10 protein-coding genes and 2 pseudogenes are annotated in these 12,371 nt (G+C 66.5%); 7 read left to right on the plus strand and 5 right to left on the minus strand.

From position 1 onward, the window contains the following. Positions 1-92 precede the first annotated feature (92 nt). The 3 genes from C5E41_RS19675 to C5E41_RS19685 are packed head-to-tail and all read left to right on the plus strand — an operon-like array spanning position 93 to position 3,297. A complete protein-coding gene (locus C5E41_RS19675) occupies positions 93-503 on the plus strand; it encodes a hypothetical protein (RefSeq protein WP_146097611.1) in 411 nt (136 codons plus the stop codon). Further along, a complete protein-coding gene (locus tag C5E41_RS19680) occupies positions 500-1,333 on the plus strand; it encodes an SDR family oxidoreductase (RefSeq protein WP_104377270.1) in 834 nt (277 codons plus the stop codon). Before C5E41_RS19675 ends, C5E41_RS19680 begins: the two co-directional genes overlap by 4 nt. Before the next feature lie 23 nt (positions 1,334-1,356). Next, the gene (locus C5E41_RS19685; RefSeq protein ID WP_104377271.1) at positions 1,357-3,297 is read left to right on the plus strand and encodes a linalool dehydratase/isomerase domain-containing protein; all 1,941 of its coding nucleotides are present in this window, start codon (positions 1,357-1,359) and stop codon (positions 3,295-3,297) included. Between the two features lie 287 nt (positions 3,298-3,584). Here C5E41_RS19685 and C5E41_RS19690 read toward each other — a convergent pair whose 3' ends face one another. From C5E41_RS19690 to C5E41_RS19700, 3 genes are all read right to left on the minus strand, one after another. Beyond that, positions 3,585-3,776, minus strand: coding sequence for a hypothetical protein (locus C5E41_RS19690; RefSeq protein ID WP_104377272.1), 192 nt, complete (start codon positions 3,774-3,776; stop codon positions 3,585-3,587). Positions 3,777-4,879: 1,103 nt separating this feature from the next. Further along, positions 4,880-5,311 carry a hypothetical protein gene (locus tag C5E41_RS19695; protein WP_146097612.1) on the minus strand — a complete coding sequence of 144 codons (432 nt, stop codon included), beginning with the start codon at positions 5,309-5,311 and terminating at the stop codon, positions 4,880-4,882. Between the two features lie 61 nt (positions 5,312-5,372). Beyond that, entirely contained in the window at positions 5,373-5,582 is a 210-nt protein-coding gene (locus tag C5E41_RS19700) for a hypothetical protein (protein ID WP_104377331.1), read from the minus strand. Positions 5,583-6,303: 721 nt separating this feature from the next. Here C5E41_RS19700 and C5E41_RS19710 point away from each other — a divergent pair. Further along, positions 6,304-7,206, plus strand: coding sequence for a class I SAM-dependent methyltransferase (locus C5E41_RS19710; RefSeq protein ID WP_104377275.1), 903 nt, complete (start codon positions 6,304-6,306; stop codon positions 7,204-7,206). A gap of 83 nt (positions 7,207-7,289) precedes the next feature. Here the strand turns inward: C5E41_RS19710 and C5E41_RS19715 are convergent, their stop codons facing one another. Further along, positions 7,290-8,234 (minus strand): helix-turn-helix transcriptional regulator, encoded by a 945-nt coding sequence (locus tag C5E41_RS19715; RefSeq protein ID WP_104377276.1) that lies wholly within the window; start codon positions 8,232-8,234, stop codon positions 7,290-7,292. A 145-nt stretch (positions 8,235-8,379) separates the two neighbouring features. Between C5E41_RS19715 and C5E41_RS19720 the strand changes: the two genes are divergently transcribed. Beyond that, positions 8,380-9,333, plus strand: a complete 954-nt coding sequence (locus tag C5E41_RS19720) for an aldo/keto reductase (protein ID WP_104377277.1) — start codon at positions 8,380-8,382, stop codon at positions 9,331-9,333. Positions 9,334-9,446: 113 nt separating this feature from the next. Here C5E41_RS19720 and C5E41_RS35220 read toward each other — a convergent pair. After that, positions 9,447-9,842 (minus strand): annotated as a pseudogene (locus C5E41_RS35220) (hypothetical protein); the annotation flags it as partial. Between the two features lie 112 nt (positions 9,843-9,954). On the opposite strand from C5E41_RS35220, the gene C5E41_RS19730 reads away from it, so the two are divergent. After that, positions 9,955-10,986 carry a hypothetical protein gene (locus C5E41_RS19730; protein ID WP_104377278.1) on the plus strand — a complete coding sequence of 344 codons (1,032 nt, stop codon included), beginning with the start codon at positions 9,955-9,957 and terminating at the stop codon, positions 10,984-10,986. Between the two features lie 827 nt (positions 10,987-11,813). Next, a pseudogene (locus C5E41_RS35225) lies at positions 11,814-12,074 on the plus strand (IS3-like element ISAar24 family transposase); the annotation flags it as partial. Positions 12,075-12,371: the final 297 nt, after the last annotated feature.

Genomic DNA, 12,371 nt, shown 5'->3' on the forward strand with positions numbered 1-12,371 from the left:
CTCGTCACAGAGTATCCAACGGGCACGGTCGAGCCGGTCATGGCGTCCAGGTCGGACGCGGTCTCGCAGAAGTTGTTGCAATGGCGCGAATCATGAGTCGGCGGGCCGGCATGCTCGCCGCGGTGTATGCCGTGGGCTGGACAGTGGGGGCTGTGCTGGTCGCCTACGGGGACAATGTACGTCTGTCGGCCTTCGGGTTGGGGCTCATGGCGCCCGGTGGCGGGCTGGCCTATTACGGGCATTGGCCGGAACTGCTCGTACTCGAGGTCGTGCTGGCCTGGCTGGCGCGCAAACGAGAGTGGGCGCTGATCGGGTACGCGTGGTTTGCGGTCGGTGCGGTGATGCTCACCCACGCGCCGCATCCGGACATGTTCTGGCCCGCAGCGGTTTGGGTGGTGCCCGCCGTGACCGTGGTGCCTGCCCTGGTATGCGTCGCTCTCCTCATTCGCCGGGTCGCCGCCGGCTCCGTCGATCAATCAGTGGGACAAAGGAGTCCGAAATGAAGCAGTTGCTCGATGGCCGCGTGGTCGTTGTGACCGGCGGCGCCCGGGGAATCGGGCAAACGCTCGCCGCCGCGCTCGCCGGGCGGGGGGCTCGGGTCGCCATCGGCGACATCGACCAGCAGGCCCTGCCCGAGGCAGCAGCGGAGACGAATGCCGCCCTCGCTGCTTGGCTCGATGTTACCGATTCGTCGTCGTTCCGCAGTTTCCTCGACTCGGTCGAAACCGAGCTCGGCCCGATCGACGTGCTGATCAACAATGCCGGGATCATGCCGGCGGGTCCATTGCTGGACGAGGACGACGCGTTGACACGCAGAATCTTCGAGATCAACGCCTACGGCCCGGTCCTCGGCACCAAACACGCACTCGCGCGCATGGTGCCCCGCGGGCGCGGCCATATCGTCACCATCGCCTCCACCATGGGCGAATCCTCGGTGCCCGGTCTAGCCGTCTACAACGCCAGCAAAGCCGCAAGCATCCGGTTCAGCGATGCCGCCCGGCTCGAATTCCGGCGTAGCGGCGTGCGGTTCTCCTGTGTCCTTCCGGGCGCGGTGAACACCGAACTCGCCGCGGGAATCAAAGGACCCAAAGGGATTCGCAACGTGGCGCCCGAGCAAGTGGCGCAAGCGGTGGTGACCGCACTCGAATCTGGACGATCACACCCGCGGATCTACCTACCCCGCAGTTTCGGCACACTCCTGGGCCTGCAGCGGGCACTGCCACTACGCGTGGGGGAAGCGCTGGCCCGTGTCATGGGCGCCGAGACTGCCGTCCTGCGCGATTCCGATCTCACCGCTCGGCGCGCCTACGACGCCCGTGTCGGCCGCAGCTGACCCTCCGAACAAAGGACCGGCGAATGCCTGATTCCGATCTCACCTGCCACACCGACCCCACCGCAGTCGCGCCGGCGCTCATCCCGGAGCGAGAGCGCCTCGACGGCCCCGTCACCACGCGCCGCTTGCGCCGCACACTCACCGGATACCTGGCACTGGCCGGTGCCGGTGTGGCGATCGGCCGCACCGCACGCCGTGGCGGCGTGAATGTCGGCACCGGCCTGGTCTGGCCCGGCGCCGGATATGTGACGGCCGGAAAACCATTGCGCTTCCTCGCTTCCCAAGCCGGGTTCACCGCTTCACTGGGATTGTGGCTGGGCAGCGGGAACGTCCTGGCGCCGATCGCGGTCTGGGCGGGCACCGCCACCGCGGGAGCCCGCCACGACGTGCGAATACCCGCCGCGAAAACCGCCGTACCCCTGCTGGCCGCGGCAGGAATAGGCGTTGCGCTCACTGTGCGGCGCAAGGCGTTTCGTCAAGCCGTCGCTCGGCGGCAAGCCCGCAACGAGTATCTCGGCGCGCTCCGCGCCAAAACTCCCGTCACAGTGGAGTTTCCGCGCTCCGTGTCAGTGCCCGAGGTGCCTGAACTCGGCACCGAGCAGCTGGCGCAAGTGCGGTTCGCCCTGGACCGTGCTTTGCAGCCGGTCTCCGAATTCGCCGGTTTCGATCGCATCGACCAGTTCCAGACGTCCTCCATCCGATATCAGGTCGCCGTCTGTGGCTATGCGTTGACCTCGGTGCAGTTCGCGCACACCCCCGCATTCCACGGATATCTGTCGGTGGCGCAGCGCAATACGATCGCGAAGTGGCAGGAACGGATCTGCTGGGCCTTCTGGTCCAAGGAGAGCATGTGGGGTCACCTGCGCTACAACCCGGACCCGATACCCCGCGACGACATCATGGTGTCGGGGTGGCTGGCAAATCTGGTGGCCGGCTACACCACCACGACCGGCGACCATCGCTACTCCGAGCCCGGCTCCATCTGCTTCCGCCATCCGCGCGGCATGCGTTACGAATACGACCTGCACTCACTGACCGACGTCCTCGCCCGCAACTTCGCCGCGTCCGACTACGGCCTGTTCCCGTGCGAGCCCAACTGGATCTACGCCCTGTGCAACGGTTTCGGCATTCTGCCGCTGCCTATTCACGACCGTCTCTACGGCAGTCGGCACAGCGCATCGATCCTGCCGAAGTTCCGTCGCGGGTTCGAAGAGGAATTCCTCAGTGCCGACGGCCGCACCATCGGACTGCGATCGAAGTGGACCGGGCTCACCGTACCCGCGATGACCTCCGTGCTTTCCGACGCCAGCGTAATCTGGCAACTCGCGCCGGTCTTCCCCGACATCGCCCGGCGACAGTGGGAGATCCTGCGCCACGAGAAACTGCGACTCGGCGCCGACGGACAGCTCGAAGCCGAACTCAGCGGCTGGGACAACATCGACACCGGCAACTACCGCCGCAGTAACATCACCCCGCTGCTGTGGGTGCAAGCCGCGGCAACGGAGTTGGGCGACACCGACATCGCGCGAGCCGCGGGCGAGCGGATCGCCGCGGAGGGACAGCCCATCGTGGACCACGGGGTACGGCGGCTCGCCGGAGCCTCGGCACAGGCGAACCTCGGACTCGCCATGTCCATGACCGGGCGCGCGCATGCCCACTACGACCGAACCAGCCGGCCGCTGCCCGACGCGTGGTCCCGCGGCCCGATCCTCGACGAGGCCGAATACCCGAATGTCCTCGTCGCGCGGGCGGTCACCGATGGCGCCGCCTTGGATCTGGTCCTGCGACCGGGAGCCGAACCCGGACGAGCCTCGCTCGGCCTGGCGCGGCTGCGCCCAGATCAGACCTACCGCCTCACCGGAGCGGTGGAAAACAGTGTGGTCGCAGCGGCAGACGGAACCGCTCGCATCCACGTCGACCTCGCCGACCGGCGAGAGGTGCGTATCACGCCCGAAAGCCACTGAAGGATAAGACGATGTGCCCCCTATGTGTGACCGTGACCGCAATCGTGGGTGTCGCGCTGACCCGCATGCGCCGACGCAAACAGCCCGACCCCGCCAGGTGGCAACCGCGGAACCAGACCACCACGTCCGGTTGAGCAACGATGTGAAATAGCGTGCGAGTACTTGCTCAACCACTGCGGCACCGCGCTGCCGGGTGAGGAATGCGGCGACGCCTGGATTTCGTGTCAGTCGCGGACCCTTGTTGCGCACACCGCACTGCTGGCGCGCGGTCGCCGGACTGTGGGCGCTTATGGCCGAACCGATGGTTGCGTGTCGACGGCCGAGGCTTTGCGGCCGAGGCGGCGCGTTGCCTCGAGAGAGTCGAAGTTGTCTGGCCAGGAGGACAGCAGGGTCGGATCGGCGATCACCATGCCGCCCCGGATTTCATCGATCAGGTTTCGCCCGGCGATGACGGCCGCCGCGTGTAGGCCGCTGACCATCGACCCGACGGTGCCTGGCCCCAAACGGTGCTGGTGCCGACCCGGAACAAGCCTCCGATGGGGGTCTGGGTTCCCGGCCGGAATGGTCATGCTTGGTCGAGTCGCAGCGAGAGGCCGAATGGCGCCCCAGATGAGTTCCCGACGAATCTCGTTTGTGTTGCTGGACTTGCTAGCTCGGCCACGCGGACATGTGATGACGATCCCGGGTATGCCTGCTCCATGCGTTTGAGCATGCCGTCGACAATGATTTTCTTGATCTCGTTGTAGCGCTTACCGGTACGGTATTCGCCCGCGGCAACGTCGCAGCCCTCGAATCCCCACAGTCGTGGATTCGAGGGCGTGATGGTTTGGACCTCAATTGTCGCGTGACCTTGTGGTGCTGAGCTCCAGGCGGTCACCAGTGGGACGTGCAGTATCGGAGCTACTGTGAACAACACACGCGGCGCCCGAGCCCTGGTAGGGAGATTGAGCTGTCACGCGAAGTTGCTGGGCGCGCGGACCATGTCGGACCGGAAGACCGCGACCGGCAGGACGGTCAGCCGCCGCTCGCGAGCTCTCGATAACGTTGCGGCAGAATCGGATCCCCGCTGTCGAACGCCTCGTCCAGGGGCGCCCGCGCGGCTTCGGCATCACGGCCGCGGATCACACAGAACAGGGTGTCGTCGCAGGCGTCGAGCCGGTGCAGCTATTCCAGGCACAGGAATTGGCCAAGGTCGCCGTTGGCCGCTAGCAGCACGGTGTGCGGCGGATACGAGGTGGAGGGCCGAGATTGCGCGGCGGCCAGGTGTTCGGGGCCGATGAACTTGTCGAAGCTGAGATCCCGCCGCCGGTACGCGGTTGTCGTGCCCGTGCGCGGTGGCGCGGGTGGGGCGACGGCCGCCGCGGTTCCGTATCGCTGTATACGGCTCAGCGCCGCAACGTATTCGCCGGGTGGAGATGGTGCACCGGCGCCTGCACGTGGAACAGTCCGACGGTCAGGTGTCGAGCAGCTCCGGGGCGAAGAGGTCCTCGATTGCCCAGTGCCGCGAGGACAGGCCCTGCCCCGCGTGGCAGCGCAGATAGGTGTCGAGGGTGGGGCGGTTGGCCGCGATTGGGTAGGGCCATCAGTCGTCGGCGAATCGCTGGGCGTTGCGCTCGACCAATGCGTTGAACCACGGAACCATGGTGTGCGCCTCGTAGAGTCGGCGATTGCGGCGATAGTATTCGGCCGCAGCGTCTTTCGCCTCGTCGAAGACCCGGAAGGCCTCGCGCGCGAGGTCAGGACGTCGCCGCAGCAGGTCGCGACGCGCGACGATGACGTGCATGATCGGGAAGATCCCGGTGCGCCGGTGATAGTCGCGCTCCAGAAGCTCGGCGGCGGGAAACAAGCGGGCGACGTTCGGTGATCGGTCGAGGACGCACTGGGGGACGTTCGCCGAGAACCGGGCGTCGATCTCGCCCGCGTCCAGCATCGCGCTCAGACTGGCACCCTCGGGTGCGGCGGTCACTTCGATGTCGGCGGGATGTGGGTGCGGTATGAGTTCGAGCGGGGCCATGGGTTTGTCCGGTCCGCCGATCATCCAGAGGCTGCAGTGTTGATGCGTATTGGGGTACTGCCTAAAGCAACTCGACCTCATCGAATCCGACGGTCAAGCTGTGGCGGCGTTCTCGTAGGACGTTCCCTTCGCGATGAGCCACGCCTTCACTGAAGCTGAGGCGCAGCTGCGCTCGCTGCTCGTCCACCTGTTGTACGACCGCGCAGATGCCGTTGAACGGTCCCGCTGGGAAGTAGACGACATCACCCGGCTCGTATTCGCGAATACTCACCGACTCAAGGTACTCGGCTTGATTCTTCGGCCGGCCCACCCGAACCAGTCGGTGGGTGAGGTGGTTCGACGAAAGCGCCGATGTCGAGGCGCATGAGGGCGCGGACGGCCTCGGCGGTGTCCGAGTCGACGGGGCCCTGTGGGGTGTCGTCGGTGCGCAGCAGAAAGGGTGTGGTCGGGGCGCTCAGCACGACACTGATATCCGGTCGTCCGAGTGCCGGTACACGTCTCCGCATGTGGCCGTGGGCCAGTTGATTCGCCGCCGGCGGGGCCTGGCCCGCCGCAGTGGAATGGAACTCGCGCACTCGGCCGGAATCTCGCCGCGGCAGCTGAGTTTCGTCGACCGCGGCTGGAAGCTCGGCACGTTGAAAATCCCCATGCTCTCGGAAGGCGTCGTCACGGTTGCTGCGCGCCATGAGGTATCTGAACTGCGACCGGCAGGCATAGCAGCCTGATGTCGCTGAATCATTGCTGTCGCGCTGTGAAGGGCGGCGTCTCTCTGATGAGCACCGCAGTTACTGCCCGGTTAAATGTTGCTCACGCGCCGTTTCGCACACCTGTGAGATCTGTAGTGTTGGAGCTGGATGCCACGCGACCTCGGGCACCCCAGCCGCCCGATCGAGGACTCGCACATGCTCGCGCCCTGAAGCCGAACTTCCGTTGGGCGGCGGGAGCACACCGATACCGACCGATTCGGCCTGCCTGCAAGGAAGATCCGCACGATGACCGGTTTCGCCCCCGCCGCCCGTCACATCCCGTCCCGCGACCAGCTACCCGATGAGTTCTTCGCGCTGTTCCTCGACCCGACTCGCACCTACAGTTGCGCATACTGGACCCACCCGGACGACACCCTGGAACAGGCCCAGTCCGCCAAGATCGACCTTGCACTGGCCCAATGCGATCTGCGACCGGGGATGACCTTGCTCGACGTGGGCTGCGGCTGGGGTTCGACGATGCTGCGCGCCATGGACACCTATGGGGTCAATGCGATCGGGCTGACGCCCCACCGCAACCAGCATCGGTACGTACGAGACCGCCTCGTCGACCGCCTCGTCCACGGCTGCCCCTACGGCGGTGTGCGACGGCAAGGCTGGCAACAATTCGACCGCCCCGTGGACCGCATCGTCTGCATCGGCGCACTCGAACAGATCCACCATGAGCGATATCCAGATTTCTTCGACTTCGCCTACCGGGTAATGCCCGACGACGGAGTGCTGCTGCTACAAACCGTCGTCGCCGGTGACCCGCACGAGGCGGAAGCGCATCAGGAACCCGCCCTGACGACCGAAGCCGAATTCGCGTTTCTCCGCGGCACCGTCTTCGCGAGCAGTCAGCTCCCGCGATCAACCGGCCACGACCCCAGGGGAATCAAAGAGTACGCGCAGGACGCCGGATTCACCCTCACCCGCAGTCAGGAACTGGGGTCCCACTACACCACCCTGGACAGGTGGGTCACATCTCTGCACGAGCACCGTGACCGAGCGATCGAAATCGCCGGGCAACAGACCTACGACGCCTACATCGGCTATCTGACCGGGTGCGCCGACACCTTCCGCCGCGGACACCTCACCGTCATGCAGTTCACCTTCACCAAACCCGGCGCAATGCCACCCTCACCACATTGATCCTGCCCGCGGCACTCGAATAGGTGCCCCCGCAACCGGCAAGACGATCTCGCAGCGAGTTCGGGCGCGGTTGGGGCTGTCAGCTAGTTCCCCGCGATCGTCGGTGCCGGAATCGGCAACGCGCTCGCATGCGGGCGGGCCGGCGTGCTCCCGGCCTGGGGCGCAGCTGCCCAGCTGGCGAGGAGCTCGAGCCGGTCCTCGAAGGCGGTGCCGGGTTCGGCGGTGTAGGTGACCAGGTTGTGCACGGCCCGGCCGGACAGGGGCAGGTCCAGCGACTGGAAAGTCAGTTCCATGTGGCCGACATCGGGGTGCCGGAGCCGTTTGATGCCGTCGTGGCGGATCAGGACGTCGTGCGCTGCCCATAGGCTACGGAACTCGGGGCTGAGGGTGGACAATTCGCCGACGAGTTCGCGCAGTGCCCGGTCGCGGGGCTCGCGTCCGGCCTCGGCGCGCAGCAGCGCGGCGGTGGCGATACAGGCGGCGTCCCAGTCGACGAAGAAGTCGTGGGCGCCGGGGTCGAGGAAGATGTAGCGAGCGATATTGGGTCGGCCGCGACGATCGATGGTTGTGCTGTCGAACATCGGCGCGTACAGCGCTCGGGCCAAGCGGTTGTCGGCGATGACGTCCGTGCGGCCGTTGCGTACGAACGCCGAAGACATCGTCATGGAATCGAGCAACCATTGGATCCGGGCCGGGATCTCGACATCCCTGCGACGCGATGGCGTACGACTCGCGCGCCGCGATGACCGGGCCAGATCGAACAGGTAGGTGCGTTCGTCGTCGTCCAGTTGCAGGGCGCGAGCGACCGCCTCGAGGACGTCGTCGGACACGCCGCCGATGTGCCCCTTCTCCAGCCGCGTGTACCACTCCGTGCTCACGCCGGCCAGGACGGCGACCTCCTCGCGCCGCAGCCCGGCGACCCGGCGACGGGCGCTGGTCGGCAGTCCGGCCTGCGCCGGGGTGATCTTGGCGCGCCGGCTCGTGAGGAAGTCGCGGATTTCGCCACGGTTTCCGGGCTGCTGGTCCATGTCGTTCACAGTAGCCGCTGGTCGCGGCGAGAAAGGGGGTTGAGGCTATACCCCCATAAGCGCAACCTTCTCCGGTCGCCGCGACCGCGGTCTCCTGGATCGAACATTCCGCCACGAACTCGAGAACAAGCAACGGAGGTAGCACATGACGAGCAAGACGCTGACAGTGCCGACGGCAGCGCTGGGCACATGGGCCTGGGGAGACAGCGGCGAGGCAGGCGAGGGGTATTTCGGCAGTCGGCTGACCGAATCCGGGCTGCGCGAGGTCGTCGAGAAGGCGCAATCGAACAGGTTCACCCTGTGGGACACCGCCGTGGTGTACGGCATGGGCCGCTCGGAGACGGTCCTCGCTCAGGCGCTGAAGGGCTACGCCCGCAACGAGTACCAGCTGTCGACGAAGTTCACCCCGCAGATCGCGGGCGACGGCAACGATCCGGTCGCGGACATGCTGGAGCAGAGCCTCGACCGAATGGGCACGGACTATGTGGACCTGTACTGGATCCACAACCCCGCCGACGTGGCCCGTTGGACGCCGCTTCTGATTCCGCTGCTGCGGAGCGGCCGGATCAAGCATGTCGGCGTCTCGAACCACAACATGCAGGAGATCGCTCTCGCCGATCGGATCCTCGGCGAGGCCGGCTTCCGTGTGGAGGCGGTCCAGAACCACTACAGCCTCCTGTATCGGAGCTCTGAGCGCGCAGGCATTCTCGAGCACTGCCGCGAACACGACGTGCGGTTCTTTTCCTACATGGTCCTCGAGCAAGGGGCGCTGACCGGCAGGTACAGCCCGGCCAATCCGTTGCCGGAGGGCAGCAGCCGAGCGGTCGTCTACAACGCCATCGTGCCCCAGCTGCAGGCGCTGACAGACCGGATGCGGGCGATCGGCGAGGACCGAGGCGCGTCCGCCGCCGACATCGCCACCGCCTGGGCCATCGCCAAAGGCACCACCCCGATCATCGGGGTCACGAAGGCCGGCCACATCGACGGGTTGATCCGAGCCCACGACATCGAGCTCACCGACGAGGAGATCGCGGACCTCGAGGCGCTGGCCGACGCTACGGACGTCGACACGCGCGGCAGCTGGGAGCACCACATGTAGGGCGGGCGAGGTGCCGGTCTCTTGTGGGCAGCCTGCGCCGGTTCTCCCCGCGCAGTTACTGCGAGCGCGATCGTCGCGTCGGCTCCAACTGCCTCGATCACCGCGTCGACGCCCTCGCCGCTCGTTAGTTCTTTCAGGTGTTCCTTGGGGTTCGCGCTGCCGACCGGCTCGGCGCCGCGGCGTACCGCGTCGTCGCGACGGTGTGCGAGGGGTTCTACGACGAGAATGCGCGCGGCGCCCACGACGAATGCCGACTGGACGGCCGGCTGCCCCACCGGCCCCAGACCGATCACGGCGACGGTGTCGCCGGGTTCGATCCGCGCGCGGCGCGCGCCGTACCAGCCGGTCGGCGCGTTGTCGGTGAGCACAACCGCTCGGCGAACGCCTGCAGCATCTTCCAGGTCAGCGACCACACGCCCGCCCGCTGCCAGCGGCGGAACAGCCCGTATATCGTCTGCCACAGCCTGCGACTGGAATGTCTCCTGCTGAGACGTCGCGCATTCTCGCACGTGGGAATCGCGTGAGCGGTGGCCGGATCTACTCTCATCGCGTCGATCGAGCCGCCGCTGTGTCCACGAATTCGCGACCGGACCCCAGCGGCCGGGATGTGAGGAGTTCGCGATGACCCGAGGCGATATCCATCTGTGTGGAAGTGTGCCGCTGCCGAATGCCGAGGCCGTATTCGGTGCGGCCGCGCGGCGGCTGGGACCGTGGCTCGGCCGTATACCCGACGGTGAGACGGGCGAGCGGGACAACTTCACGGTCTGGCAGTTGCCGCGCATGGGCGCGCATCCGGATCTGGAGACGGTGCCGCCGCCGAGCCCGGAATACGGGCCCAGCGAGCGGGTGCGGCCCAAACCAGGCGTGGATCCTGCATCGATCGATTTCGGTGAGCTGGGTTATGCGCAGGCAGCGCTCGAGTCCTGGGGTGTATTCCGTAGGTTGCGCGAACGCGGCGACATCGATGCCAGGGTGCGGTTCCAGGTCTGCCTGCCTACCCCGATCTCGGTGGTGGGCGCCTTCGTCGGCGATCCGCAGGACATTCTCGAACAGCGCTACGAGGCCGCGCTGCTCGCCGAACTCGGTCGCATCGCTGCGGCGATCCCGCACAGCGATCTTGCGGTGCAGTGGGATTGCCCGGTCGAGTTCGCGATCTTCGAGGGGGTGTTCCCGTCCTGGTTCGGCGCCGACGACGACACTCGGCTGAGTGAGATCGTCGCCCGGCTCGTGCGCCTCGGCGCGGCCGTCCCCGGGGATATCGAACTCGGATATCACTTGTGCTACGGCGATTTCGGGCATCGGCACTTCGCCGAGCCCGCCGATACCGGTCGCATGGTGACGGTGCTGTCCGGTGTGCTGGCGGCGCTGCCGCGCCGGGTCGACTGGGTGCATATGCCGGTTCCGCGCTCGCGTACCGACCGCGAGTACTTCGCACCGCTGGCCGGGCTGCACCTGCCGCCGCAGACCCGGCTGTACCTCGGACTGGTACACGCCACCGACGGCCGCGAGGGGGCCCTGCGCCGCATCGGCGCCGCCCGGGAAATCGTCGACGGTTTCGGTATCGCCACCGAATGCGGATTCGGCCGCCGGCCCGTTGAGCAAATCCCGGATCTGCTGGATCTGCATGCCGAACTGGCAGCCACGCTGTCGTGAGTGACCTCGGAGTGGATCGGTGAAGGGCGACCTGTCCGACCATTGTGGTGACAGCAGTAGTGTCGCCGGTTGCTGTCCCGCATCGTCATCACGGGTTTGCTTGACTGCAGTCGAATGGGGCACCAGGCTTGAACGTGGAGTATATAATCCAGCGCTCTACTCGAGGAGACGATGGAGCTATGTCCAGCGAACATCTGTCCGAAGAGCCTCAATCGCAGCGAGGAGCCAAAGGCTCGCGAGACACCGGGTCGAATACACCGGGCGGCGGCTCGACCGATCGCCCGGCCGGCACATTCGACCAAGAAGAAGTCACTTCAGCCCGTGATCAGAACCAGTCCGGAGGCGACGTCGCCACGACCGGGACGCTTCCACCCGGCGACGCTGAACCGGCCGTGCCGCCCTATGAAGGCCGCCGAACGGGCGCGGAAGAGGTACCCGGCACCGCAGGAGCGGGGAGCAGCGCCAATACAGCGGGCGCGACACATCCGGTGGCCGACCCGACGTTCAAATCCCCTGCGCCCGAAGAGACTTCCGGCGGGGCCACCGCATCCCCCGCCGAGGAGCAACCCGCATCGCAGGCACCCGAAACCGAGGCCGGCGCTGAAGGAGCCGAGGAAGGACATCACGGCGGCGTGCGCAGAGCCGAGGACCAACCTCGGGAATCGCGGCCGCAGTAATCGCGCTACGGCGAGCGCGCGCACAGACGAGGCGACGGTGTCGAGCCGCGGAGTGGAGAAGGGTTGTCGCGCATCGAAGGCGGCCTGTGCCGTCTTCAGCCACCGCGCAGAACAGGCGCAGCGCGAGGCAGGCCGCACATGCGACCCGAAATTGCCGCCTCGCACCCGGGTGTGCACGACGGTCACGGTTGGTTCATCTCCTGGGTTTTCGGCGAAAAATCCGCTCGGCCGGGCTGCTCCCATTGTTCGGCACCGTTGGCAACGGTCTGGACTACGCGATGACGGAATCGTTCTGGTTCTCGCCGCAGATCGAACTACTCGACCGCCAGAGATGCGCGATTCGCCCCGATTCGCGAACCCAATCTTCGACGACATCGAAATTTCGGCAACCGCCGGCGCCGACACTCGTCGGCGGTCCCTCGGGTAGTTCCGTCGCGCTTCAGCCGCTGTTTCCCGCTCAGAACGCTGATATTCGCGCGACCTCGGATTGTGTGCCGATTTCGCAACGCGCTTTCGTGGCCAGGATCGCAGACGCTTGCTAGAGTCGCTTCGCGCAACCCCTGGCAGGGGAGACTCCCTGCAGTTTCGTCCGAACAAAGGATGTGGCTTGTGAGAGGGTTTCTGGCAGCTGTGGTAACTGTTCTCGTCGCTAGTGCGTGTTTGGGCGAACAGTCCGCTCGGGCGGACGAAGCCCCGCCCACCGGGCCG

It is taken from the genome of Nocardia nova, from assembly GCF_002933465.1.
In the GTDB taxonomy this organism is placed as follows: domain Bacteria; phylum Actinomycetota; class Actinomycetes; order Mycobacteriales; family Mycobacteriaceae; genus Nocardia; species Nocardia nova_B.

Coding starts and splice junctions, on each gene's coding strand:
- C5E41_RS19685 (WP_104377271.1), top strand. CDS start 1,357: ATGCCTGATTCCGATCTCACCTGCCACACCGACCCCACCGCAGTCGCG.
- C5E41_RS19710 (WP_104377275.1), top strand. CDS start 6,304: ATGACCGGTTTCGCCCCCGCCGCCCGTCACATCCCGTCCCGCGACCAG.
- C5E41_RS19730 (WP_104377278.1), top strand. CDS start 9,955: ATGACCCGAGGCGATATCCATCTGTGTGGAAGTGTGCCGCTGCCGAAT.
- C5E41_RS19675 (WP_146097611.1), top strand. CDS start 93: ATGAGTCGGCGGGCCGGCATGCTCGCCGCGGTGTATGCCGTGGGCTGG.
- C5E41_RS19695 (WP_146097612.1), bottom strand. CDS start 5,311: ATGGCCCCGCTCGAACTCATACCGCACCCACATCCCGCCGACATCGAA.
- C5E41_RS19720 (WP_104377277.1), top strand. CDS start 8,380: ATGACGAGCAAGACGCTGACAGTGCCGACGGCAGCGCTGGGCACATGG.
- C5E41_RS19680 (WP_104377270.1), top strand. CDS start 500: ATGAAGCAGTTGCTCGATGGCCGCGTGGTCGTTGTGACCGGCGGCGCC.
- C5E41_RS19690 (WP_104377272.1), bottom strand. CDS start 3,776: ATGGTCAGCGGCCTACACGCGGCGGCCGTCATCGCCGGGCGAAACCTG.
- C5E41_RS19715 (WP_104377276.1), bottom strand. CDS start 8,234: ATGGACCAGCAGCCCGGAAACCGTGGCGAAATCCGCGACTTCCTCACG.